Source organism: Rhodococcus sp. 14C212, from assembly GCF_011058195.1.
GTDB classification, from domain to species: domain Bacteria; phylum Actinomycetota; class Actinomycetes; order Mycobacteriales; family Mycobacteriaceae; genus Rhodococcus; species Rhodococcus aetherivorans.
Map to the genome: position 1 here is coordinate 21,957 of NZ_JAALEH010000041.1, position 24,856 is coordinate 46,812.

Annotated in this window: 21 protein-coding genes and 4 pseudogenes; 18 read left to right on the top strand and 7 right to left on the bottom strand. The window is 70.9% G+C overall.

Features of this window, described 5'->3' with window-relative positions; all coding sequences use genetic code 11:
- Positions 1–34 precede the first annotated feature (34 nt).
- The 5 genes from bioB (at position 35) to G6038_RS18135 (ending at position 7,196) form a co-directional block, all read left to right on the top strand.
- Positions 35–1,048 (top strand): biotin synthase BioB, encoded by a 1,014-nt coding sequence (gene bioB, locus G6038_RS18120; protein WP_165039193.1) that lies wholly within the window; start codon positions 35–37, stop codon positions 1,046–1,048.
- A gap of 9 nt (positions 1,049–1,057) precedes the next feature.
- The gene (locus G6038_RS18125; RefSeq protein WP_165039194.1) at positions 1,058–1,252 is read left to right on the top strand and encodes a hypothetical protein; all 195 of its coding nucleotides are present in this window, start codon (positions 1,058–1,060) and stop codon (positions 1,250–1,252) included.
- A 76-nt stretch (positions 1,253–1,328) separates the two neighbouring features.
- The gene (locus G6038_RS30955) at positions 1,329–1,484 is read left to right on the top strand and encodes a hypothetical protein (protein WP_206025038.1); all 156 of its coding nucleotides are present in this window, start codon (positions 1,329–1,331) and stop codon (positions 1,482–1,484) included.
- A gap of 165 nt (positions 1,485–1,649) precedes the next feature.
- Positions 1,650–2,381, top strand: a complete 732-nt coding sequence (locus G6038_RS18130) for a hypothetical protein (protein WP_206025040.1) — start codon at positions 1,650–1,652, stop codon at positions 2,379–2,381.
- A gap of 393 nt (positions 2,382–2,774) precedes the next feature.
- On the top strand, positions 2,775–7,196 hold the full coding sequence (locus G6038_RS18135; RefSeq protein ID WP_206025045.1) for a cation-translocating P-type ATPase: 4,422 nt from the start codon (positions 2,775–2,777) through the stop codon (positions 7,194–7,196).
- A 9-nt stretch (positions 7,197–7,205) separates the two neighbouring features.
- Here G6038_RS18135 and G6038_RS18140 read toward each other — a convergent pair whose 3' ends face one another.
- Positions 7,206–8,663, bottom strand: a complete 1,458-nt coding sequence (locus G6038_RS18140; RefSeq protein WP_165039196.1) for a CHAD domain-containing protein — start codon at positions 8,661–8,663, stop codon at positions 7,206–7,208.
- Positions 8,664–9,074: 411 nt separating this feature from the next.
- Between G6038_RS18140 and G6038_RS31440 the strand changes: the two genes are divergently transcribed.
- The gene (locus G6038_RS31440; RefSeq protein WP_240918564.1) at positions 9,075–9,524 is read left to right on the top strand and encodes a hypothetical protein; all 450 of its coding nucleotides are present in this window, start codon (positions 9,075–9,077) and stop codon (positions 9,522–9,524) included.
- A 42-nt stretch (positions 9,525–9,566) separates the two neighbouring features.
- Here the strand turns inward: G6038_RS31440 and G6038_RS31910 are convergent, their stop codons facing one another.
- Positions 9,567–9,698: a hypothetical protein gene (locus tag G6038_RS31910; RefSeq protein WP_276613861.1), complete on the bottom strand. Its 132-nt coding sequence runs from the start codon at positions 9,696–9,698 to the stop codon at positions 9,567–9,569.
- A gap of 62 nt (positions 9,699–9,760) precedes the next feature.
- Between G6038_RS31910 and G6038_RS18150 the strand changes: the two genes are divergently transcribed.
- From G6038_RS18150 to G6038_RS18170, 5 genes are all read left to right on the top strand, one after another.
- Complete coding sequence (locus tag G6038_RS18150; protein ID WP_240918565.1) at positions 9,761–10,075, top strand: hypothetical protein; 315 nt, start codon at positions 9,761–9,763, stop codon at positions 10,073–10,075.
- A gap of 396 nt (positions 10,076–10,471) precedes the next feature.
- Positions 10,472–11,308, top strand: coding sequence for a thermonuclease family protein (locus G6038_RS18155; protein ID WP_165039197.1), 837 nt, complete (start codon positions 10,472–10,474; stop codon positions 11,306–11,308).
- 288 nt (positions 11,309–11,596) lie between these two features.
- A complete protein-coding gene (locus tag G6038_RS18160; protein ID WP_165039198.1) occupies positions 11,597–12,490 on the top strand; it encodes a universal stress protein in 894 nt (297 codons plus the stop codon).
- A gap of 284 nt (positions 12,491–12,774) precedes the next feature.
- Entirely contained in the window at positions 12,775–15,600 is a 2,826-nt protein-coding gene (locus tag G6038_RS18165; RefSeq protein WP_165039199.1) for a cation-translocating P-type ATPase, read from the top strand.
- Positions 15,601–15,664: 64 nt separating this feature from the next.
- On the top strand, positions 15,665–15,877 hold the full coding sequence (locus tag G6038_RS18170; protein ID WP_165039200.1) for a hypothetical protein: 213 nt from the start codon (positions 15,665–15,667) through the stop codon (positions 15,875–15,877).
- 13 nt (positions 15,878–15,890) lie between these two features.
- Here G6038_RS18170 and G6038_RS18175 read toward each other — a convergent pair whose 3' ends face one another.
- From G6038_RS18175 to G6038_RS18185, 3 genes are all read right to left on the bottom strand, one after another.
- Positions 15,891–16,532 (bottom strand): SDR family oxidoreductase, encoded by a 642-nt coding sequence (locus tag G6038_RS18175; protein WP_346772849.1) that lies wholly within the window; start codon positions 16,530–16,532, stop codon positions 15,891–15,893.
- Positions 16,533–16,656: 124 nt separating this feature from the next.
- Positions 16,657–17,205, bottom strand: coding sequence for a hypothetical protein (locus G6038_RS31445; RefSeq protein WP_240918566.1), 549 nt, complete (start codon positions 17,203–17,205; stop codon positions 16,657–16,659).
- Positions 17,206–17,565: 360 nt separating this feature from the next.
- Positions 17,566–18,276 carry a PhoU domain-containing protein gene (locus G6038_RS18185; protein WP_165039202.1) on the bottom strand — a complete coding sequence of 237 codons (711 nt, stop codon included), beginning with the start codon at positions 18,274–18,276 and terminating at the stop codon, positions 17,566–17,568.
- A 1,025-nt stretch (positions 18,277–19,301) separates the two neighbouring features.
- Between G6038_RS18185 and G6038_RS31450 the strand changes: the two are divergent.
- The 6 genes and pseudogenes from G6038_RS31450 to G6038_RS18210 form a co-directional block, all read left to right on the top strand.
- Positions 19,302–19,760, top strand: a pseudogene (locus G6038_RS31450) (phosphoglycerate mutase family protein); the annotation flags it as partial.
- A 177-nt stretch (positions 19,761–19,937) separates the two neighbouring features.
- Positions 19,938–20,264 (top strand): annotated as a pseudogene (locus G6038_RS32120) (GNAT family N-acetyltransferase); the annotation flags it as partial.
- Between the two features lie 42 nt (positions 20,265–20,306).
- Positions 20,307–20,852 (top strand): annotated as a pseudogene (locus G6038_RS18195) (MMPL family transporter); the annotation flags it as partial.
- Between the two features lie 445 nt (positions 20,853–21,297).
- Positions 21,298–21,552: pseudogene (locus tag G6038_RS18200) on the top strand (IS256 family transposase); the annotation flags it as partial.
- An 80-nt stretch (positions 21,553–21,632) separates the two neighbouring features.
- A complete protein-coding gene (locus tag G6038_RS18205) occupies positions 21,633–22,199 on the top strand; it encodes a dihydrofolate reductase family protein (RefSeq protein ID WP_165039209.1) in 567 nt (188 codons plus the stop codon).
- Between the two features lie 29 nt (positions 22,200–22,228).
- The gene (locus tag G6038_RS18210) at positions 22,229–22,375 is read left to right on the top strand and encodes a hypothetical protein (protein WP_165039204.1); all 147 of its coding nucleotides are present in this window, start codon (positions 22,229–22,231) and stop codon (positions 22,373–22,375) included.
- Positions 22,376–22,865: 490 nt separating this feature from the next.
- On the opposite strand, the gene G6038_RS18215 is transcribed toward G6038_RS18210, so the two are convergent.
- Both G6038_RS18215 and G6038_RS18220 read right to left on the bottom strand, forming a co-directional pair.
- Positions 22,866–23,126: a hypothetical protein gene (locus G6038_RS18215; protein WP_165039205.1), complete on the bottom strand. Its 261-nt coding sequence runs from the start codon at positions 23,124–23,126 to the stop codon at positions 22,866–22,868.
- Between the two features lie 503 nt (positions 23,127–23,629).
- Positions 23,630–24,055 carry a hypothetical protein gene (locus G6038_RS18220; RefSeq protein WP_165039206.1) on the bottom strand — a complete coding sequence of 142 codons (426 nt, stop codon included), beginning with the start codon at positions 24,053–24,055 and terminating at the stop codon, positions 23,630–23,632.
- Positions 24,056–24,414: 359 nt separating this feature from the next.
- On the opposite strand from G6038_RS18220, the gene G6038_RS18225 reads away from it, so the two are divergent.
- Positions 24,415–24,615 carry a hypothetical protein gene (locus G6038_RS18225; protein WP_165039207.1) on the top strand — a complete coding sequence of 67 codons (201 nt, stop codon included), beginning with the start codon at positions 24,415–24,417 and terminating at the stop codon, positions 24,613–24,615.
- Positions 24,616–24,856 lie beyond the last annotated feature (241 nt).

The window sequence follows — 24,856 nt, forward strand, 5'->3', positions numbered from 1 at the left end:
GTTCGCCGTGACCCGCACCCTCCAGGAGACGACCGTGACCCAGGCCCCCGCCCGTGCCGACATCCTCACCCTCGCCCGCGAACAGGTGCTGGGGCGCGGCGAGGGACTCGACCGTGAGCAGGTACTCGAGGTGCTGCGGCTGCCCGACGAGCGGCTCGAGGAGCTCCTCGGCCTGGCCCACGAGGTCCGGATGACCTGGTGCGGCCCCGAGGTCGAGGTCGAGGGCATCATCAGTCTCAAGACCGGCGGCTGCCCCGAGGACTGCCACTTCTGCTCCCAGTCGGGGCTGTTCGCGTCCCCGGTCCGCTCGGCATGGCTCGACATCCCCAGCCTCGTCGAGGCCGCCAAGCAGACCGCCAAGACCGGGGCCACCGAGTTCTGCATCGTCGCCGCCGTCCGAGGGCCCGACGCGCGGCTCATGGCCCAGGTCGCCGCCGGGGTCGAAGCGATCCGCAACGAGGTCGACATCCAGGTGGCCTGTTCACTCGGCATGCTCACCCAGGAGCAGGTCGACCAGCTCGCCGCGATGGGAGTGCACCGCTACAACCACAACCTCGAGACCGCCCGCTCCTTCTTCCCGCAGGTCGTCACCACCCACAGCTGGGAGGAGCGGTGGGAGACCCTGCGGATGGTCCGCGAGGCCGGCATGGAGGTGTGCTGCGGCGGCATCCTCGGCATGGGGGAGACCCTCGAACAGCGTGCCGAATTCGCCGCCGACCTGGCCGCGCTCGAGCCCGACGAGGTGCCGCTGAACTTCCTCAACCCGCGCCCGGGCACCCCGTTCGGGGATCTGGAGGTCCTGCCGGCGGCGGAGGCGCTCAAGGCCGTTGCCGCGTTCCGGCTCGCGCTGCCGCGCACCATCCTGCGCTTCGCCGGCGGCCGTGAGATCACCCTCGGCGACCTCGGCGCCAAGCAGGGCATCCTGGGTGGCATCAATGCCGTCATCGTCGGCAACTACCTCACCACCCTCGGCCGGCCGGCCGAGTCCGACCTCGACCTGCTCGGCGAGCTGAAGATGCCGATCAAGGCGCTCGGCGAGACCCTCTAGGCGGCCGGCGTGTTCAACCCGTTCACCGGCCGGCCCGTCGACGAGGACGCCCCGGTCCCGGCCGCGGCCCGGCTCGGTCTCGAGCCGCCCCGGTTCTGCGAGCAGTGCGGGCGCCGGATGATCGTGCAGGTCGCCCCCGACGGCTGGTGGGCCCGGTGCTCGCGGCACGGGATGCTCGACTCGAGCCTGACGGAACGCCGCTGAGCGTGGCCCCTCCCGCCGGGCGTGGCGGGAGGGGCCGGCGAGCGACCGCCGCGCCCGCGCGGACAGGCGGCCGGAGATGGGACACGATCAGCGCGACGTCCCCACCGGAAGGATCAACGTGTCGGTGCAGTCCCTGCGGCGCAAGAAGATCGCCATCGCCTGTCAGGGTGGAGGCACGCACGTCGCCTTCACGTGGGGCGCGCTCACCTCGATTCTGCGGGCCGAGCAGTGATGGGACGCCGACGGCGGCACCTCCTTCGACCTGGTCTCGCTCAGCGGCACGTCCGCCGGCGCGCTGTGCGCGCCGGCGACCTGGTACGGCCTGGCCCCCAACGGATCCGACCCGGACTGCGGCACCGTCGACAAGGCCGTCGAACGACTCGACCACCTGTGGACCGTGTTCGCGGCGACCAACCCCGCCGAGACGCTGCACAACCTGGCCGGGCAGGTGCTGCTGCGCTGGAAGGCCGCGGGCGTGGCCCTTCCCGAATCGAGTCCGTACGCCGCGGCGGGCCGCCTCGGGCTGCTCGGCCTGGGATCGGTGGGTGCCCGCCCGGAGTACCTCGGATTCCAGGACCTGCTGCTGCCGGCGCAGCCGATCGAGAACCTCGAGTTCTCCACCGCGGACGGAGGCGCCACCGTCCGGCACACCGGCTACTACTGGGACGGCCTGCATTCGCAGAACCCGCCGGTGCGGGACCTGCTGGACACCGAGACCCGCGACGACAAGCCCGACGAGATCTGGGTGGTGCGGATCAACCCGCAGGAGTACTCGCCGACCTCGTTGCGCGTCCGTCTCGAGGAGATCCGCGACCGGGAGAACGATCTGGCCGGCAACCTGTCGCTGAACCAGGAACTCGACCACATCCTCACCGTCAACCGGTGGATCGACAAGTACGGCAACGACGCCCCGCCCCTGACGGACCGCAAGACCGTCGTGGTCCGCACGATCAAGATGAGCCGGGACTCGGCGTGGACGCTGGACCACGCCTCGAAACTCGACCGGAGTCCACGGCACCTGGCGGCGTTGCGGGCCGAGGGCACGGAACGCACCGAGCGGTGGCTGGCCGACTGGCGCGCGGCTGGCGACGGCTTCCCCCGGTACCCGGCCGACGCCCGGTATACGTAAGGGCCGGCATGTGCCGGACCTCGGTGTAGGTTTCGCCGAACTCGTCACCGTTCGGTGCCACAGCGGTGTGAACCCGGGGCTGCCGGAGTGCTGTGATCCTGTCTGCTCGTCCGTGGTGGCGTTAAGCTCAGAACCTGGCGGCCCTGCACGGTGAGCGCGTGGCGTGGTCTTACCGTCGCCGAGGGCGGGTCCGCACCGGCATCGACGTGTGGCCGCCGAGGAGGACACCGTGCAGTCTTCGTTCCGCGCTCGTTGCCGGCGTCTCTGCGCGCCGGATGTGCCATGACCGCCGCGGCCACGACATTCCCTGCCTCGCGTCCCGGACGCAGCGGATGGGTGTCTGCGGTGGCGTCGGTGCCCCGATGGGGAGCGCAGGCCGGCACCCGCCTGGCAATGGCCGGTGCCGAGGCGGGGGTGAACGCGTCGATCGTGGGGGCAGCGACGGTGGCCGGGGTGGGTACCGCCTTGCTGCGGGCCCCGGCCGCTGCGGTGACCGCACCGTCGGCCACTGCGGTCCGTTCCGTCGCCGAGGTGGTGCGCGAGAGCTCCCGAGGGGGTGCGCCACGGCGGCAGGGTGCCACCTCACAGCGGATGTGGATCGAGGTGCGCGGGCTGGACGGCCCGGACGGAGATCGTGTCGCCGAGCGGATGCGGCAGGCACTGCGTGCCGCCCCCGGCGTCGCGCAGGTGCAGGTGCATCGGCCGTGGTCGCGGGCGGTGATCACCCCCGGCCCCGTCGGCCCCGATCCACAGGTGCTGCGCCGGATCGTCGACGGCGTCGAACGGGACTGCGGAATCGACCGGTCCGGGCGCGGTCGTGATCTACCCGGCGACGACATCGTGCTGACCCGACGGCTGGTGGCGGCCGCGGCGGCGACCGCGGGACTGACGGCGGCGCTGGCCGGACGGTATCTGCGGTTGCCGCGGCTGCCCGGCGCGCTCGCGGCCCCGGTGGTCGCCGCCGACTACCAGCCGCGGATACGCACAGCCGTGGAGACCGCAGTCGGGTCCGATGTTGCGGATCTGCTGTTCGCCTTGGCCACGACGGCCGTCTACACCGCCACGCTGGCGCCGCCGTCGTTGGCGGTCGAAACCGCGCTGCGGGTGCTGCTGGCCGCGGAGGCCCGTGCGGGCCGCCGCGCCTGGCAGGCGGTGGAGCCGCTGCTGGCCCGGCACGTCGAGTCGGCCCGGTCCGTGCACCGGGTGAGCCGCCCGACGCCGCCGGGGCGGGGGCCGATCGAGCGGCACGGCGACCGGGCCGGACTGGCCGGGGCGGGCGCGGCCGCGGCGCTCGGGGCGCTGACCCGCAACCCGGCCACCGCCGGTGCCGCGATGATGGTCGCCGCCCCCAAGGCCACCCGCGGCGCCCGCGAATCCTTCGCCGCCGTCCTCGGGAGTGGACTGGCCGATCGCGGGACACTGGTGCTGCGTCCGGCGGTGCTGCGGCGCCTGGATCGGGTCGATGCGGTGGTGGTCGATCCGCGGGCTCTCTACACCTCGCATCTGAGCGTCACCCGCGTGCTCGAGGTGCCCGACCGCGACCGGACCCGGGTGTGGGACGCCACCCGGACCGCCGTCGAGGGCGGCGTTCTCGGCCTGGGGTGGCATCCGGTCTCCGCCGTGCCCGGCCTTGCCCTTGAGACGGACAAGAAGGCCCGGGTACTGGTCGGCTACGTGCACGACCGGTTCGCCGCCGCGGTGCTCGCCGCCGCCCGCAGCGCCCGCACCCGGGTCGTCTCCGTCGAGGACGACGGGCTGCGGTCGCTGCGCACCGGCTTCGACCGGATCGACCCCGCGGCCGCCTCGATGGACAAGGCGCTGCGCGCCGCGGTCGAGCGGCTGCAGGCCGACGGGCACACCGTCGCGGTGCTGAGCGCCGATGCCCCGGAAACCGTGGCGGTGGCGGACGTCGCCGTCGGTGTCCTCGACGGCGGTGGCCCGCCGCCGTGGGGTGCCGATGTGCTGGTGCCGGATCTGACCGGAGCATGGCGGCTGTTGTCCGCACTGCCGGCTGCCCGGGCGGCGAGTCGCCGCGGGGTGGAACTCTCGCTCAACGCCTCGGCGCTGGGCGCGTTGCTGATGCTGCCCGGTGTACCCGGCAGCGGCCCGGAGTCGGTGACCGCCGGTGCCGCAGCGGCACTGTGGACCGGGCGCTCGCTGGCCCGCGCCGTGCTTGCCGAGCCGCTGCCGCAGCCGCGGTCCGGGCACGACTGGCACGCCCTCTCACCCGCGGCGGCGCGCCGGTTGCTGCCCCCACCCGACGGAGACCGACCCGCACCGCGACCCCGCCGTGCCGTGATCCCGGCCGCGGCCCGGCCGATTCGCCTCGCCTGGCGCACCGGCGGCACGCCCGTGCGGTCGGTGCGGGGCTTCGCCGGTGCGGTCCGGATCGAGCTGGCGGATCCGTTGACGCCGGTGCTGGCGACCTGCGCGGCGGCCAGCGCCGTGCTCGGCTCGCCGCTCGACGCGATCCTGGTCGGGTCGGTGCTGCTGGTCAACGCCGGAATCTCGGCGACCCAGCGGCTGCGGGCGGAGAAGGTGCTGCGCGAGCTGTTGCAGGAACAGGATCCGCCGGCCCGCCGGCTGACCGGCACGACAGGACACCGTCGTTATCTCGGGGTCCCGACGGCCACGCTGCGCCGGGGGGATCTGATCGAGGTCCGGCCGGGCGAGGTCGTCCCGGCGGACGGCCGGCTGATTCTGGCCGCCGGGGTGGAGGTGGACGAGTCCTCGCTGACCGGGGAGTCGCTGCCGGTGGTCAAGCAGACCGAACCGACACCCGGGGCGCCGCTGGCCGAACGGACCTGCATGCTCTTCGCGGGCACCACGGTGCTGACCGGCACCGCCGTCGCCCTGGTCACGTCGGTGGGCGCCGCCACCGAGACCCGCCGGGCCACCGCCATGGCCCCGGGTAAGGTCCGCGAGGTGGGCCTGCAGAGCCAGCTCGGTGCCCTGACCCGGCGGGCCCTGCCGGTGAGTTTCGGCGGCGGCGCGCTGGTGACCGCGTTGGGGTTGCTGCGCGGCACCGGGGTGCGGGCGGCGGTGACCAGCGGGGTCGCGGTGACCGTGGCGGCGGTCCCGGAGGGGCTGCCGCTGGTGGCCACCCTGGCGCAGATGGCCGCGGCCCGCCGGTTGACGAGCTCCGCGGCGCTGGTGCGCACCCCCCGATCGGTCGAGGCCCTCGGCCGGGTTCAGGTGGTGTGTTTCGACAAGACCGGCACGCTCAGCGAGAACCGGCTGCGGGTGACGGTGGTCGAACCGGCCGAGGGGTTCACCCGCGAGCAGGTTCTCGCCTACGCCGCCCGCACCGGCCAGGCCGCGAACGGCGGCCCGCCCGATCACGCCACCGACGTCGCCGTCGTCGAGGCCGCCGACGGCGCCGGCGCCACCGACGGCGACGGCGACCGGATCGCGTATCTGCCGTTCCGCTCCGGCCGGGCCTACGCCGCCGCGGTCGCCGGCCGGCACCTGGCCGTCAAGGGCGCCCCGGAGGTGATGCTCGGCGCCTTCACCGCCCGCCCCGACGCGCTCGCGCAGCGGGTGCGGGCGATGGCCGCGGCCGGGCTGCGGGTGATCGCCGTCGGCGGGCGCGAGCTGTCCGACGACCAGGTGCGTGCCGCCGCCGACGACCCGGACGCCCTGGCCGACCTGGCCACCCGGCAGCTGGCACCGGTGGGGCTGATCGGGTTGGCGGACACTCCCCGCGCCGACGCCGCCGGGTTGTTGCCGGCGCTGCGCGAGCAGGGCATCGGGGTGCGGTTGATCACCGGCGATCATCCGGTGACGGCGATCGCGATCTCGCGGGAGCTGGGGCTCGACGTCACCGCCGAGCAGGTGCTCGCCGGCGGCGAGTGGGAGGCGATGTCCTCGGGCGAGCAGCAGCGCGCGGTCGGCGAGCGGCTGGTGTTCGCCCGGATGTCGCCCGAGCACAAGGTGCAGATCGTGCAGACCCTGGAAAAGACCGGGCGGGTGTGCGCGATGGTCGGGGACGGCGCCAACGACGCCGCCGCGATCCGCGCCGCCAGCGTCGGCATCGGGGTGGCCTCCCAGGGCAGCGACCCGGCCCGGGGCGCGGCCGACGTGGTGCTGCTCGAGGGGCGCGTCGGCGCGCTGCTCGACGCCCTCGACGAGGGTCGGCAGCTGTGGCAGCGGGTGCACGCGGCGGTGGCGGTGCTGCTCGGCGGCAACGCCGGCGAGGTGGCGTTCGCGTTGATCGGCAGCGTGCTCACCGGGCACTCGCCGCTCAACGCGCGGCAGCTGCTGCTGGTGAACATGCTCACCGATGCCCTGCCCGCCGCCGCGCTGGCGGTCAGTACCCCACGCGGCAACGGCAATCACCCCGCCGCCGCGGCGGTGGCCGATCAGTCGGTGCTGCTGCGCACCGTTGCGGTGCGCGGGACCACCACCGCCGCCGGCGCCACCGCCGCCTGGCTGATGGCCCGGGTGACCGGAACCCATCAGCGGGCCTCGACCGTGGCGCTGATCGCGCTGGTCGGCACGCAGCTCGGCCAGACCCTGCTCGACTCGCGCAGCCCGCTGGTCGTCGGCACCGTGCTCGGGTCCCTGGCCACCATGGCGGTGCTGGTCAGCACCCCCGGGGTCAGCGGGTTCCTCGGCTGTGTGCCGGTCGGGCCGGTCGGCTGGACCCAGGGTCTCGGCAGCGCCGCGGTGGCCACCGTGCTGGCCGCGGTTGCCCCCGAGGCGGCGGTGCGGATCCCGGGGATCGGCGCGGTGGTGCGCACGGTGACCGAGGCCGGCAGCGTCGAGGAGGTGCGCCGCCGCCTCGCCCGGATCGGGGGGCTGCCGCTCGGGTAACCGGGTCGCTCAGGTGGCCAGGTCGGCGGCGTGGCGACGGGCCCGCTCGGCCGCCTGCAGTTCGAGCCCGTACAGCAACCCGAAGGTGAACCCGTTCTCCCCGGCTGTGGTCCCGGCGCGGGCACCGAACTCGCGCAGCAGGTCGGTGGCGACGGCGCTGTCCTGATGCTCGCCGAGCACTCGCTGGATGTTCGTGTAGCGGGCGATCTTTCTCTTCGCGCGTGTGCGGCCCAGCAGCGGGGTGGCCAACTCGGTGGCGTAGCGGGCCCGTTTCGCGGCCTTGCGGGCCCGGTGCAGGGCCTGCTCGTCCTCGCCGGCGGCGGCGGCCCGCACCCGGCGCAGGGCCTTGCGTTCGGCGGTGCGCACCGCCTTCTCGATCGCCCGGGCACCGTCTGCCTGCTCGGTCACCGGGGGCTGGGTGCGCCAGCGTGCCAGCGCGGCGAGCAGCGTGCGATACCGGTCGGAGTCCAGGGCGCGCAGCACCTCGTCGAGGTGGCGGCGCTCGTCGGCGTGCAGATCGGTGGTGATCCGCGACGCCACCGGGCCCATCACCAGCTCCGGCGGCAGCGTCTCGAGCGCGGCGGCGAACCGGGCGTGCTGCACCTGCCGATCCCGAACATGACCGAGCAGCCCGGCATACCAGGACAATTCGGAATCGAGCCAGGTGCGTTGCGCGGGTTCGAACAGGTCCTGCCACACCCGGAGGGTGCTGCGCAGCCGCCGGATACCGACCCGGATGGGGTGTATCGGGTCCAGACCGCGGCGCAGCCACACGTCTCCCGCACCGATCGCCTCGATCTGGGTGTCGAGGTAGGCGCTGAGCACACGCCGTGCTGTCGTGGGGGCGTCGCTGTGCGGGGAAGGGTTGATTGCGGCGAGGGCGTGGTCGAGCGCGCTGCGGTGCGGCGCTGGTGCGGCGTCGGCGCGGGCCAGGGCCGCGGTGAGCGCGGTGCGGTGTCTCTTCGTCGCGGCCGTACCGAGGTCGAGGTGGATCTGGTGCCACTGTTCGACGGTTGCCTCCTGGCCGATCACGGTGGCCTGGACCGTCTCGACGATGATCTGCGCGAGCAGTCGGTCCTTGCGGTCGTACCATTCGTGCCGGTGTTCGCCGATACCGAGGGTGACCGAGCGGCGCAGCGGCCGCCCGCTCGTCAGGCCCGCCACCGCCGCGGTGAGTTCGTCGGGCACGAGGTCGCTGTCGGTGGAGGCGAGGTGCAGTTCGGTGCCGAGCTTGCCGCCCGGAACGGCCAGTTCCCAGCGGGGCTCGGCGTCGGGGCCGGGATTGCGGTACCGGAGGACGCAGCCCCAGCGCCGCAGATCGCGGTTGTCGGTGTCGAGGTAGATGCTGTGGCGCTCGGGGCCGGGGTTCTCGACGTGCCGTGCCCTCGGCAGGATGTCCCGCCATCGCGGCAGGTCCCCCAGGGAGGACGCGAGATACGTGGTGTCGGCGGGCGCGGACGAGGCCATGACTTCGAGTCTGTCGCATCCGACCGGGCGTCGGCTGGAAATGTGGTGTCTTTTCGCTCCCGCAGTGGTGCTCGGCGGCGGTGCGACCCTCGTCAAGGATGACTGCGCCTCGTCGTCGACGGGACTACAGTGAGAAATCAGCCCTCGAGTGCCGTGGAGCACCCATCCCCGTCTGCGATCGAGGTCACCGTGGACCCACCGACGTCGCCGGCATCCCGGTCCGGCGTCGGCCGCGACAGCCCGGATTTCGACACCACGGCACCGTCCGTCCGGCATCACCTGCGGCGGCCGGGCTGAACCCAGGGGTCCGGGCTGAACACAAGGGGTCCGGGCTGAACACAAGGGTCCGGGCGACGAAGACCCTGCTCGCCGGGTTGCGCCCGGGACGGCCGCACCGATCAAGGAAACGACATGGGAATACGTGATACATCCGCTCGTCTTGCCACCGACTCCACCCGCCTGGTGACCGACTCGACCCGCCTGGTCGCCGACACGGCCAACGCCACCACCAGCCTCGCCGGTGCTGTCGGCGGGGCCGCCCTCGGCGGGGTCGTCGGCAGTGTCCGCGGCGCCGTCGGCGGCGTGCGCACGGGACTGAGCAAGGGATCCGGCTCGACCCCGGCGGCCGCGGCGACACTGGCTGCCCTCGGCGTCACCGGGCTGGTCGAATGGCCCGTGCTGGCCGCCGTCGGGGGCGGGGCGCTGGCCGTGAAACTGCTGACCCCGCACCGGCCCACCGCCAGAGTCCAGTCCGGTACCGCCACCGCTGCTGCGCCGGCGCGGTCGTCGACGCAGCCGAAGGACGCGGCGACGACCGCACCGAAGGCCGTGCCGCCGCCGGCGACGGCCCGGCCCCGCTAGAGGTGTCTCGACGGCACCTCTACCCCCCGGGGAGCGGCCGGGTCAGTCGTCGACGACGACCACCACGCCGGCGCGCATCAGCACGGCATACAACTCGCACAGCGGCGGAGTGAGCAACCGGACCACCGCGCCGACAACCGCATCCGGGCCGGCAATGGTCATAGGGTTCGACATGGCTCAAGGGTACGAGCCTCGGGTGCGCCCCAGGATGCGCGCAGCTTACGACAGGGGAAACCATGGCCGACGAACAATCTTTCTGGCAGTCGCACCGCACCATGGCCGGCGTGGCCCGCGACGCCGAACGTTTCGCAGTGCGCCTACCTCTGGTGGGCCACCTCGGAATTCCCCGGCCCGAGCAGGTCGCCTACTTCGCCGGTCTGGGGGCGCTGGTGGCGTTGGATCTGCTCGAGTGGCCGGTGGCAGTGGCGATCGGCGTCGGGCAGCTCCTGCTCACCGAGCATGCCCGGGCCGACGCCGGCGATACCCGGACACCTGCCCCGGACGCGGAGCCGGAGCACCGCACGGCCCCCACCATCGCCCCCGTGTCCTGACCGGCGCATCCGAGACATCGTCACCGTCGTCGCAGCATCGACCACTCCGGCGGCGCCGCTCCGGATGCGCCCGGGGATGCAGCAGCGTGGAACTGCCGGCGGTAGCGCCACAGTCGGGTGCGGACCAGATGTGCTCCGGTGTCGAGGGTAAACGCCGCAGGGTGTGTCCCATCAGTTCCGTCGACGCAGGCTTCCGACCGCCGTACTGCGGTGGACTGCATCGAATACGGCCACCGTCGACGAGAATTCACCGAGCGTTGGTGTGTGCTTCTCCCGCCGTGCGAGACAATCTGGGTGGACCTGTCGGTACTACCGGACGGGGCGTGAGGTGAGCGAGACGATGCCGATGGTGCGGCCGACGCCGGGGGCACCGCTTGTCTCCCGGACAACCGAGTCGTGTGGGATACCGCGGCGGACAGCGTCCTGACCGTCCGGACATCGGTGCGCCTGCTCCACGTCGACGTCCCCGAGGTCACCGCCTGCACCGTCGGCGGTGCCCGCAGGATCGACGAGCGGTTCGCCCGGCTCGCGCGGTGGCTCGAGCAGCGTCCCGACCTGCCGGTCACCGGGTTCTTCGCCGAATACCTGCTGCCGAAGCTCGGCACCGGCCGGGCCGGCACCCTGCACGTCGAACAGGGCCGTGCCGCTGCCGCCTTCGCGCATGCGACCGCCGCCGCCCGGTTGCCTCGTCCCGACGGCACCGAGCGCCCGTTGTTTCTGCGCACTGCCGGAACCCCATTCGACCACCGGGGTCGACTGTGGGCCTACGTGGCCCCGTACTACAGCGCAGCCGAACGCCGCGGGATGACCCGGGCACAGCGCTCGACGTTCAACCTGGACATGGTGCGAGCCGGCTGGGCGGTGCCGTTCCTGGTGTATCCGAACCTTCCCGCGACCCCCGATCTCGCGGTGCTGCTCGAAGACACCGCCGGGGCGAGGGCGGCCGGCCGCGGTATCTGGGCCGACCCGCCCACCCTCTTGCCCTTCGAATACCGGGCGGTGGAGCGGCTGTGCACGATCGCCGAGAGCATCGCCACCGGGGCGCCGCCGCCCGATCCCGCCGCTTGGCAGCTGCTCTACTGCGCCGACATGCGTACCCGCGTACTGCACGGTCCGTTCGACTATGTGGAGGTCCCGCTGCTCGACCGGCTGTGGTTGTGGCCGGCGGACGTCCCCGAAGCCCTCGGCCGACTCAAGCTCACCTTCTCGCCTCGGTTGCTCGACACCCACTGACCGCTGCCTGCGTGGACCTCCGCGGCGTGCGTCAAGTGCCGTACCCGACGGTGTAGCCGCGGACCGTCGCTGTGCGGCGGCGGTGCGCGGCGGGTGGCAAGTCGACGGGCACCGGGCGAGCGGGCGAACGACACACCAACAGCAGACTACGGCTGGCGGCATCTCTTCTGCCCGCCCAGGCCCGAGCGCGAGAATCGAAGCGCTGCGCCACCGGCGGTGCAGACCCGGCCGGTCCGGGTCATCGCGGCGCAGCCAGCAAGCCCCGGAGGGGCAGCCGAAGGGATCGACATGACAGCCAGCCCGGTGATCACTGTGGACGTGGACGGCACCCTCGAGGCCGACGGGGCCGCGGTGTGGGCCGCGACGGTCGCGCATCGGCATGGCTGGGGGCTGCGGCTCGTCCACGCGCTGCCCGAAGCGTTGTATCTGATGAGCGATATCGAGGTGGTGCGCCAAGGCCCCGCCATCGCCCGGATCCGCACGGGCGGCGAATCGATTCTCGACCATGCTGCCGAACTGGTACGTGCCAGGTATTCCGGGCTGGAGGTCGGCACCGAGCTGTTGCTCGGGCCGCCGGAGGCGGCGGTGGCCGCGGCGGGTGCGCGGGCCCGGATGATCGTCCTTGCCCACGAACGGGGCGGTCTCATCGACCGGATCCTCGGCTCGCCGGCACTGGATGTGGTCAAGAGGGCATCGTGCCCGGTCACCTTCTGGTGCGGTCAACCCGGGCAGCTGCCCGACCGACGACCGGTCGTCGTCGGCGTGGATGGCAGTGCCCTCGGCGATACCGCGCTGGTCGAAGCGTTCGAGTTCGCGTCCCTGTTCGGTTCCCCGTTGACCGCGGTGCACGCCTGGTCGGTGCGGAACGAGGCCGGGGGTGTGACAAACCCCCTGCTCATCGACACCGACGTGCTCGCCCACGAAGCGAAGACCAGACTCGCCGCGCATCTGGCTACCCTGCGTGAGTTGTTCGCCGACGTTCCCGTCACCGAGGTCGTCACCCAGGACGAGCCGGCCCGGGCTCTGTTGTGTGCCGCCGAAGGTGCCCAGTTGCTCGTTGTAGGCACGCACGGACACGGACGCATCGCGGGTGCCTTTTACGGGTCGGTGAGTCGGCACCTGCTGCGGCACAGCCCGTGCCCGACCATGCTGTGTCGCCCCAGTTCCCACCCGGGGCGCTGAGCGAGGAGACGATGCCCGAGGTGCGCGCTGCACCGATCTTCGACACCGGGGCGGCCGGGCGAGATTCCGGCGGGTTCAGACTGCGTCGCCGCCTCGGTGGGCGCCGTGGCGATTCACACCCGGCCAGAGGCCGTCCAGAATCGTGAAAGAGGGGCTTGTGTGGTTCATCGCCGCGGCCGGATGTGTCATACACTCTCGGCGTTACCTTTCGGCGATCGCGCCGCTCCATTCTCCGGTAGCGGCCGCCGTCAGGCTGTGTTCGGCGCCGACCGGAGGGAAGCTCCATGGCGAGCGTCTCGACTTATACCGATCCCTCGCAGGTGGACGTCGACACGATCGTCGCTGCACTCGACGCCGACCCCGTACGGGGCCTGAGCACGCCCGAGGTCGCGCGCCGGCTGGCCGCCGGCGGGCCCAACGAACTCGCACCGTCGCCGTCGGTGCCGGCGTGGCGCAAGTTCCTCGCGCAGTTCCACGATCCGTTGATCTACCTGTTGTTCGCCGCCATCGGCGTCTCGCTCGTGGTGTGGGCGATCGACGGCGCCGCCGGGTGGCCGGCCGATTCGGTGGTCATCACCGTCATCGTCGTGCTCAACGCCGTCCTCGGCTTCGCGCAGCAGGCCCGGGCCGAGCACGCCGTGCAGGCCCTGGCGAAGATGAGCGCGGTGACCGCGACGGTGCTGCGCGACGGGGTGCGCCGGCGCGTGCCGACCGCCGAACTCGTGCCCGGCGACATCCTCGTGCTCGGTGAGGGCGACGCCGTCGCGGCCGACGCGAGGGTGCTGTCGGCCGTCTCGTTGCAGATGTCGGAGGCCTCGTTGACCGGGGAGAGCGAACCGGTGTCCAAGAGCGCGGACACCCTGGGCGAGCCCGCTGTCCTCGCAGAGCGCGGCGACATGGTGTTCGCCGGCACCGCCGTCACCCAGGGCTCGGGCCGGGCGGTGGTGACCGCCACCGCGATGGACACCGAGCTGGGCCGGATCGCGGATCTGCTGCACACCACCCGCCAGGCGCCGACCCCGTTGCAACGCGAGATGGCCCGGGTCGGGCGCACACTCGGGATCGCCGTGCTGGTGATTGCGGCGGTGGTGATCGCCACGACCGTGGTGGTCTACGGGGTGCACAGCCCCGACGAGGTGGTGACCGTGCTGCTGCTCGGGGTGTCGTTGGCCGTGGCCGCCGTCCCGGAGGGTCTGCCGGCGATCCTGTCGGTGGTGCTGGCTGTGGGGGTGCAGCGCATGGCTGCCCAGCACGCCATCGTCAAGACCCTGTCCTCGGTGGAAACCCTCGGTTCGGCGTCGGTGATCTGCTCGGACAAGACCGGCACCCTCACCAAGGGCGAGATGACCGTCAGTCGCGTCGTTACCCCGCTCGGGCAGGTCACCGTCACCGGCGTGGGCTACCGGCCGGACGGGCAGCTCCTGCACGACGGCGCGCCCGTCGACGGCGACAGCGACCTGGGACACCAGACGGCCTGCGTGCTCACCGGCGGCAGCCTCGCCGGCAACGCCGTCGTCCGGGAAGTCGGCGGGCACTGGACCGTCCACGGCGACCCCACCGAGGCGGCGTTCCTGGTGGCCGAAACCAAACTCGGCGCCGCGGCGCCGCCAGCGGCCCGATTCCGCCGGCTCGGGGAGATCCCGTTCACCTCCGACCGCAAGATGATGACCGTCGTGGTTGCAGACACCGCCCGCGCCGACACCCCGATCGTGGTGAGCAAGGGTGCCCCCGACGTGCTGCTCGAGCGGTGCTCGCACGTGCAGGTGGGCCGGCGGATCGAACCGCTCGATCCGCTGTCGCGGCGGCGCCTGCTCGAGCAGGTCGAGCAGCTGTCGGATCAGGCCTTCCGCACTCTCGCCGTCGCGCACCGGCGGCTCGACCCGGTCACCGCGTCGTCACCGCTGAACGACTCGATCGAGCACGACCTCGTCTACACCGGCCTGGTCGGGATCCTCGACCCGCCCCGGCGGGAGGCTGCCGACGCCATCGCCGAGGCCCGCCGCGCCGGCGTGCGGGTGCTGATGATCACCGGCGACCATCCGCGCACCGCGACCCGCATCGCCCACGACCTCGGCCTCGTCGGCGACGGAAGTCCGGTGGCCGTGTCCGGCCGCGAACTCGCCGCACTCGACGCGCCGGGTCTGCGCGAGACGGTGCGCCGCTGCTCGGTGTATGCCCGTGTCACCCCGGCGGACAAGCTGCGCATCGTCGAGGCCCTGCAAACCGATCACGAGGGTCCCCGCGAGGTGGTGGCGATGACCGGAGACGGCGTCAACGACGCTCCCGCACTCAAACGCGCCGACATCGGCATCGCCATGGGCCGCTCCGGCACCGAGGTCAGCAAGGAAGCGGCGGCGATGATCCTCGCCGACGACAACTTCGCCACCATCGTCCGCGCCATCCGCGAGGGGCGCGGGATTTTCGCCAACATCAAGAAATTCCTGCGCTATCTGCTCTCGTCGAACATGGGCGAGGTGCTCACCGTCTTTCTCGGTGTGGTTCTCGCCGGGGTCATCGGCCTCTCCGACGGCAGCGGCGCCATGGTGCTGCCGCTGCTGGCCACCCAGATCCTGTGGATCAACCTGCTCACCGACAGCGCCCCCGCCCTGGCGATGGGGGTCGATCCGGACACCGAAGACATGATGCGCCACCCGCCCCGGTCGACCTCCGAACGGGTGATCGACGCCCGCATGTGGGCTGGGATCGTGCTGATCGGGGTGGTCACCGCCGGCGCGACGCTGGCCACCGTGGATCTGTATCTGCCGGGCGGCGTACTCGACGGAACCCGGTCCCTGGACAATGCCCGCACCGCCGGATTCACCGTGCTGGTGCTCGCGCAGCTGTTCAACGCGTTCAATGCCCGCTCGGAGACCACCACCGCCTTCCACCGGCCGTTCGCCAACCGCTGGCTGTGGGCCGCGGTCACTCTCTCGGCACTGCTGCAGGTCACCGTCGTGCATGTCCCGGTCCTCAACGACGCGTTCTCCACTGAGCCGCTCACGGTGTGGCAATGGCTGGTGTGTGTGGCCATGGCCAGTGTCGTGCTGTGGGTCGGTGAGCTCCGCAAACTGATCCTGCGCCGGTCCGGGCATCCGAAACCGACTACCTGATCATCGAATACGGTGAACACACGCGGGGATGGTGCTGTATTGAAGTAGGTGCTGTAGTGAAGTGATGGACACCGACGAAGAACGCCACATCGACGAGGTCCGCCGGCGCTTGAGGACACGTTTCCCGCAGGCGGATCCGGGAAGCATCGACGAGGCGATCGCATCCGCTCACCACCGCCTCGACGGCCGGCCGATCCGTGCTTTCGTTCCGGTGCTGGTCGAACGCGCAGCGCTCAACGCGCTGCGCGGCACCCACAGCGACACCCCCGACCTGTAGAGGGCGCCCGAGGCTACTGCTGGAGCGTGCCGGAATCGACGACGAGGACGTCACCGCTGACGAAGGAGGCGTCGTCGGACAGCAGGAACACGATCGCCGCGGCGATCTCCTCCGCTGCGGCGGCCCGTTCTGCCGCCTGCCCGTCGGCGTAGAGCTGCTGCAACGGTACCGGCCGGGAACTCCACGCCGGCGTGGCGACCATGCCGGGGCCAACCGCGTTGACCCGGATGCCGTACTCGGCGTACTCCGCCGCCGCCTGCCGCGTCAGTCCGATCACCCCGTGCTTGGCAGCCACATAGGCGCCCAGCCCCGGCATGGCCTTCAACCCGGCGATCCCGGCGGTGTTGACGATGGCGCCGCCCTCACCCTGCCGCAGAAAGAGACCGAGCTCGGCGCGCATGCACAGGAACACCCCGCGCAGATCCACATTGTGCAGGCGGTCCCACACCTCGACGCCGATCTCGTGCAACGGCACATCGGGCTGCCACGCCCCGGCGTTGTTGACGGCCCCGTCGAGGCGACCAAAGTCGGCAAGGACGCGGCCGAGCAGGTGTTCGACCGACGCCTCGTCGGCGACATCGGCCCGGACATGGCCGGCCGAGCCCCCGCCCCGGCGGACCTCGGCCACAACTGCGGCCCTCGCCTCGTCGGCGATGTCGGCGACGACCCCCGCCGCCCGTCGTGGGCCAGACGCGCCACCACGGCAGGACCGATTCCGGCGCCGCCACCGGTGACCGGATACGTCCTTCCGGCAAGCGACACAACAGACCGCGAGGCGACTACGGCTTCGTGTCCGGGCTCGCGGACTTGGCGTCCATCTTAGGGGGCTCCACCTTCGCTGCCGGTGTCGATTTTGCGGTCGTCGGGGTTGCCGTCGGCTGCGTTTCGGGTGCGGTGGTCGTCGGCGTCGGCGTCGGCGTCGGTGTCGGTGTCGGTGTCGCGGGCGCGGTCGTCGTCGGCGTCTCGAGGGCGGCGGTCGGGGCGCCTGCCTGGGCTGCGGTGGTCTTTTCGGTGGATTTCTCGGTCGGCGCAGCAGCCTTGTGGGGGGCGAGCATCCGGATGGCCAGCGCGGTGGCGCCGAGTCCGGCCAGTATCGGCCCCGCGGCCATGCCGGTGGCCAGTCCCGTCGCCCCCACCGCGGCGATCGTCACTGCCGCGGCCGGCGTCGAATGGGCGCCGCTGCCGACGCCGGAGCGGACACCGTCGGCGGCGCCGCGCACACTGCCGATCAGCGCCCCCACCAGCGCTCCGCTGACGGCACCGGCCGCGCTGGTCGTTGCGTATGCCGCATCGGTGACCACCCGAGTGGTCGTGTCCACGATCTCCATTACTGATTCCTCACTTCGATCGGTCGAGTCGGCGTCACCGGCCGGGTGCTCCCGGGCCCGCCAACGGCCGCTCTGTCCCGGTGCCCGCAAGCGGCATACTCCCGTAGGCGCAGCCACGGCCGAAGCGGGTCGGACCGGTGACACCTGCGTGGGTCGACGGCCGTCGATCCGATCGGAGTCGGCGGGCACGCCCGTTGACGTGGTGCACGTGGTGGCTGGGGCATCGGCACATCCGTGGCCCCCGGCGGGGACGACTCGACGTTGTCCAAGGCAGTACGAAAAACTATCTCCGAGTCTACTGCGCTCACTCCGGCCTCGTGGTGCTCCTCCGATTGACCTTTTCTGCTTCTCCGAAGGCGATCAGGCTCCGAACGCCGTATGCGGCGGAGCGAGCCAGAGGTCCTCGGTGGGCGCAGCCGGTGGCCGCTCGTCGGGGAACTCCCCGGTGAGGACGAACACGATCCGGCGGCTCATCTCCACCGTGTGGTCGCAGAACCGTTCGTAGAAGCGTCCCAGCAACGTCAGGTTCACCGCGGCGGACGCGCCGTACGGCCAGTCCGGGTCCTTCGTGGCCGTGAACAGCCGCACGAGCAGTGCATCGGCCCGGTCGTCGGAGGCGATCAGTCGCAACGCACCGTCCCGGTCCCAGGCGTGCAACACCTCTCGCGCTGCCGCGGCCTGCCCCTCGGCCACCGCACCCATCTCCGCGACCAGGCCGTAAAGCTCGTCGGGGACGACCTGCCTGGGATGGTGCAGCCGCGCCACCACGGCGATGTGGGCCGCGAGGCTGCCCATCCGCCGCAGATCGGCGATGTTGTGCATACCGCTGACCAAAGCCCGCAGATCCTGCGCCACCGGCGCCTGCAGCGCCAGCAGAGTCAGGATGCGCCGGTCGAGATCCCGGGCCCGGGTGTCGATCTCGGTGTTGAGATCGAGGGTGCGTTCGGCGGCGACCAGGTCGGTGTCGAGCAAGGCCCGGTTCGCCAGACCGAGCGCGGTTGCGGTCAGGCCGCACAGCTCGGCCAGATCGGCGCGAACGCCTTCGAGTTTGGTGGCGAACACCTCACGCATCGAATTGCTCCCTTCTTTCGGCCGGACGTCGACTCCAGACCATCCGGCGGTGTTCGCCGACGGGCACGGGGCAGAATCTCGGACTGCCTCGTCGACCTCGGAAAACCGCGAGGGCGCAGCCGGACGTCCGTACACACGGAAGCCATCGACGGATGCGTCGATTGTCCTCCACCCGGCCTCCCCGGTGCCGTGTTCGGTGGGTAGGTACACGCAACGTTCTCCCGTCCGCCACCTCGCCGTCCACATACCTTCGCGAGCGTGACTCGATGGCCTCTCGCCCGTGGTCCGCCCACCCGGGTGCCACCTCCGACGAAAGGCCCGGGCCGACACCTCGACCGAATCGCGACACGGATCTGTCGATGTCGCGCCCCGGCCCGCGGGGCGCCGCCGGCCGTTCATCCTGCAGTCACCCCACCGGGATAGACCGGGTACGGAACCGTCGGGGCAATTCGATCCCGACACGGAAGGAAGACGAACAACGCATGCCAGGCGCCGCACCCGCCCACCCGGGCACCGACCCGTACCGCAGGCTCCCTGTTCCCGTGGTCCTCGTCCACCGATCGAGAACCCCGCCGGCGGATTGGCGTTCCGCTGCTGCGGTCACCCTGGGATCCGTTGTGTCCGCGGGCACGGCCGCGGCACTGATCGTCGCCGTGGCGTCGAGCGGCGCGGCGTACAGCGTCTCCCGGCTGGTCACCTCGCCGCGGTCCCGCTGACCGCGATCACTCGTCCGGACAGCCCATCCCTACCGTCATTCCGAAGACGGGCACCCCTTCGATGTTCTGCGACAACGTCCGCGCCCGGGCAGGTGATCGGTCGCTGCACCGCCAGGAATCGGTGTCCCACACCGCACTCGGGTGGACACGGCACCCGGGTGGACACGCAGCGGCAGCACCGGCACCATGGTCCTTGGATCATGGAGCATGATGTCCTCCGGAGGCACCGTAGGTGACAGGGGAGGGCCGGCACGACCGTTCGGGCCACCGGCCCGAGCGTGAAGCTGCGCGCTAGGCACGGAGGCGCCGATGTTGGTGCTCGCTCGCCACGCCCATGCCGGCAGCAAGAAGCTGTGGACCGGCGACGACGCCGACCGGCCCCTGAGCCCCCTCGGATGGGACCAGGCCTGCAACCTGGTCACCGCACTCGACGGAGTTGAGCTGCACACGCTGCTGTCGAGTCCCACCGCCCGCTGCCGCCAGACCCTCGAACCCCTCGCCGCCGTCCGCGGGCTGTCCATCGACGAGCACCGGCTGTTGGCGCCGGAGGCACCGATCGAGCAGTTGTTCGACCTGGTCACCGCCCGCGGTCTCGACGAAGTGGTGCTCTGCACCCACGGAGAGGTGCTCACCGCCCTGGCGGCCCTGGCGCGCACGAAGGGCGCGACACCGCTGCCTCCCGCCGGGGGCACCGAGAAGGGCGCCGCGTGGCTGATCGACCGCCGGGCACCGGCGACCGGCCACCTGCGGTACCTGCCGCCGGTGCCGCAGTCCGACGGTGACGGCAGCGACTTCGGGCCCGTGGTGATCCGGCCGCTCGCCCCCGGCGACGAACCCGAGGTGCGTCGACTCCACGAACAGCTCGGCGAGCGCGACGCGCACCAACGGTTCTCGGCGCTCCCGCGACAACTCGAATCGCTCGCTGCACTCGTCCGCAACGGCGACGAGCGGCACGTCGGGCTCGGCGCGTTCTCCGGTCCCGCACTGCTCGGGGTGGCCCTCTACAGGGTCACCTGCACCGACGAGAACCCCGGACCGGCCGCCGACTGTGCTGTGGTCGTCGCCCACCGAGCCCAGCACCATGGCGTGGGTACCGCGCTGATTCAGCAACTGACCGCCACTGCCCGCGCACACGGCGTCGCACGACTGACCGCCTCCGTGCCAGCCGAGAACAGTCTGATGCTCGACATCTTGCGCACACTCGGCTGGTCACGCACGGGCCCGCTCGGTGCCACAGTCGATCTGACGATCGGGCTGACCCCTGCACCTTGAGGGCTTACGACAACCGGTCAGGCGCAACGCTCCCCGGAGTGGGCGCTCGGTTTCCTGCTGTCCATGGCCGCGACCTTCGGCGCCACGGTGTTGATCTTCCAGGAGGGTGCGTTCGGACTGGTCTCCGATCCGCAGCCGATCGTCAGCTTCCTGCCGATCATGCTGATCGGCCTGGTCTTCGGCCTCGCGATGGACTACCAGGTGTTCCTGGTGACCCGGATGCGGGAGGAGTACGTGCGCGGCAAGCCACCCCGGGGGGCGATGGTGGCCGGCTACCACCACGGCGCCCGGGTGGTGACCTCGGCGGCGATCATCATGATCTCGGTGTTCAGCGCGTTCATGCTGGAGGAGGACATCGCGGCGAAATCCATGGGCTTCGCATTGGCGGCCGGCGTCTTCCTGGACGCCTTCATCGTCCGGATGGTGGTCATTCCCGCACTGCTGGCGCTGCTCGGCGAATCGTCTTGGTGGTTGCCGAACTGGCTCGACAGGATCCTGCCCAATGTCGACATCGACGGCGAGCGGTTGCGTGCTCTGGCGGCGGCAGAGCGCGGAAACGAGGGCGAGGTGCTGGTGGCGGCTCGGTAGCGGGAGATGCGATGCCCCGCACACGTCGGCGTCGTAGATTCGCCCGTGCAGGTCGCGGCTCTGTCACCCCGAGATCAACGCTGGGAAACACGGCCTTCGCCAACGCTCGCAGGTGTTGATCGGGGGGCGCCGATTTCGGGCCGGAGAAGCACCTGATCACTGCCGGCGCGACCGAGCCGGAGGAAGATCCGCGCCGCGCACAGCAACGGTCAGGCTGCGATGGGGACGCTACCTCGTCCTCGACGACGAACACGTCCGCGGAGACCGGCTCGTGCCGCCGCCTCCGAGCCCACCGGCAGCGCACCGCTCGTATGCCGAGCCTGAAAAGGGTCGGATACGGGCAGCGGAACACGCGATGAGGCGCCCACAACCGGTATCCATGCTCTGACCGGTATGGAAAGAGAAATTTTCAATCTCACGTCACGGTACGAAGACCAATCAAGGGATCCATCTGCGCACGACGAACCCCATCGAATCTACTTTCGCGACAGTGCGTTCGAGGAGCAAGGTCACCAAGGGGCCGGGCTCGCGGACGGCCGGGCTCGCGATGGCGTTCAAGCTGATCGAGGCCGCTGAGGCACGCTGTCGCGCCGTGAACGCGCCGCACCTGGTCGCCCTCGTTCGGGCCGGAGCCGTGTTCGAGAAGGGAGAACTCATAGAACGACCGGTAGATTCGTCAACTACGAAGGAGGTCGCCTGACGCTCGCCCATCCACAACGATTTGACAATAACTCGTGTGGCGTCGCGATGAGTTTTGCCCTCCGGGGCAGTGTGATCTGCATGGGCAAACTCATCTATGGCTTCAACGTGTCGGTGGACGGGTACATCGCCGATGCACAAGGCAACATCGACTGGACCGATCCGAGCGAAGAACTGCACCAGTACTGGAACGACTTCGAGCGGGAGACCGCCCTGTCGTTCTACGGGCGGCGGCTCTACGAACTGATGTCCGCGTACTGGCCGACTGCCGACAAGGCCCCGGACGCCACCCCTCTGATCGTCGACTTCGCCCGCATCTGGCGCGACATGCCCAAGGTCGTGTTCTCGCACACCCTGGAGTCCGTCGACTGGAACTCCCGCCTGGAACGCGGCGACCCGGTCGAGGTGGTGACGAAGCTGAAAGCCGAAACCGACGGCAGCCTGGAGGTGGCCGGCGCGACGCTGGCCGCACCGATCGTGCAGGCCGGACTGGTGGACGAATACCGGATCGTGGTCGCGCCCACCGCCGTGGGCGGCGGCACCCCGTTCTTCCCGACACTGCAGTCATGGATCTCGCTGCGACTGTTGGAGAACCGCACCTTCCCGGGTGGCACGGTCCTCCTGCGCTACGAGGCGAAACACGACTGATCGGACATAGACAGCCAGGCGAGCTGCGGATGCACTACGAGATACACGACTCGAGCGCCACGCAGTTACTGCTGCACGGCGGCCTGTTCGTCATCCACCAGCAGTTCGACGAACTGCTACCCGGGAAACTCACAGAACGACCGATCGACCCGCCAACCACCCTGGAGGCCGCCTGAAACTCGCCCATCCACAGGTCTCGACAATATCTCCTCGATGTTCATCCATCCGTTCAATGTTTTCGACGGTTGAGCGGTCCGGGGGATTGGCCGCCGAAGCGCTGAGACGTCCCGGACTTTCCCTTCTCGAGGTCAGCGTCGAACGGGACACCCGAGCATGCCCCGGTATGTGCTGGCCCTGAGGGAGTGGGACCAGCACAGGTCGTTGACTTTGCTGTGCGAATTCTGGCGTGACGTTCGGTTCGGGTCGCTGAAGGACCGGAAAGAGTACCGGTAACGAGTCGGCGGCGGCATGGCAAGTCTGCGGTCCCGATCGGTGGCGTATCGCGGACCGGCCACTCGAGCCGCCCCCTCGCTCGTGCGCACCGCGCGGCACAAGGTGTGAAGGACGACCAGAAGCTCATCGCGGTGTCCATGACGGCGCCTGACTGGGCCACATCGCCCGGGGATCCGCCCTGCCTCTACGTCGTCCGGCGGGGTGAGGGCGGGCCTACCCGTTCGTTTCGCCGGCGCCGGGGTGGGGGGTGAGGTCGTCGGTGTCGGCGAAGACCAGGCGCCCGTCGTCGAGGGCGACTGCCCACCGGTGCACCGGCGCCCAGTCATGCCCGCGTTCGCCGGTTTCGGTCAGCTCGGCGTAGTCCTCGACGATCCGACCGGTCTGCGCCGATTCGGACGGCCGACGCACCAGCACCCGCGCCCCTACACCCAGAAGACCGGGCTCGGGTCTCGGTCTGTGCTTGTTCTCGAACATCTGTCGGCACCCTTCCGCTCGGCTACGCCCACTGGATCATCAGCCTCCCGCCGACGCGCGCTACCCGCATGTATGCGCATTGTCTCGGGCCGGTGCTGTCGTCGACGTGGTACGGACACATCGTGTTCGCCTTCGATGAGGCGGTGGCCACGCGGTCGAGCACGCCTGTGCCCCGCGGGGCGGCGATGCCGCCGTGGGGCGGGCCTGCGACGCACTGCCCGAGCTCGGGTTACTGACCCATCCTCGTCGTCCACGGTCACCGGACCACCTATTTCGCTCGCGAAGAGACCGGCGGACACGTACGCCCGGTACTGCCGCGACGTACACGGGCGGTCCCGTCGCTGCGACGTGTCACCGGAGGAGATCGAGGCGCGTCCGTTCCAATGGGGACCGGACACGGGAACAGTCGGCGTGCCCGGCGCGGTCGCGTCGGCCCGACGCGCCCGCGCCGTCCCGGAATCGGGTAGGCGGCCTGAGGCCCGACCAACTGACGCCGGTAGCCCTCAGTAGTAGTCGGCGCGAGGATTCCAGGTCGAGACGGCCCAGATGACTACCACGTCGAGGGCGATGATCAGGATCGACCACCACGGGTAGTACGGCAGCCACAGGAAGTTCGCCAGGATCGACACCGCCGCGATGACGATCGCCGCCACCCGCGCCCACGTCGCGCCGGTGATCAGCGCGATGCCCACGACCACCATCACCACACCGAGGAGGATGTGGATCCATCCCCACGCGGTGAAGTCGAACTTGAAGGTGTATTCCTGGCCCTGGACGAACAGCTCGTCCTCGGCCACCGCCGCAATGCCCTGGAAGAACTGGACGATGCCGACGGTGGCCAGAATGACCGCCGCCCCCACCGACGTGCCCGCCGCGATGCCCTGCTTGATGCTGATACTGCCCTGATCGTGCCGTACGTCCTCGGACATGACAGTTCCTTTCACCGGAAGGATGAGACCTCGGTAGTATGAGCCGATTCCACGGTCCCGGCCGGGTAGTGGTCAGCTGTTCTTCGTGCGTTCGCCGGGTGTTGCCGCGGCAACTCACGACACCGGGTGCTGCCACGATGTAACATTGCCTACGTTCCGCCGATCCATCGAGCGTCCCAGGACATGTCGATCCCGAACAACGTCCGGTATGAAGGTGCACGCGCTGGGAAAGTCGATCCGAAACATTCTCTCGTTCAGAGTATTCCCTGACCTACCGACTACGCCTTGGGAAGAAGGCCGGTCCGTGCCGTCTCGACCGCAGAAAGAGACCCTCCGACGGCCCCACCGATACCGGCGAGATGAGCTCGATCGACGATGTCGTCGTCGAGTTTCCCGCCGACCGGGCACCGGAGGGCGCGGCCCTTCCTGTGCTGCGCAGCCTGGTCCAGCGCGCCATCGCAACCGCATTGCGCCGCAATGGCACTCAGCTCATCGTGCCCAGCCGGATTCCGATCCGGAGCATTCCGGCGTCACCGGAGTCACTGCAATCCCGGAGTTGATTTCCCGAGTGGATCCGTGCGACAGATCTACCGACACCGGTGGGGTGGATAGACGGTCCTGCCGGCCACCGTCGTCGCGGTTGGTGCTCACCGCGATGCCCTCGCCCAGAGTGACGGTGCGCACGACAGGACGGGCCGCTGCTTCCGGTGAGCGGCGGTGAAACTCACCGCGCCCCAGGCGATGTCACGGGTGGGGGTCTCGGGTGCGGGTCGGCCGGGCCGAGACGCGAGGGGTTCGGCC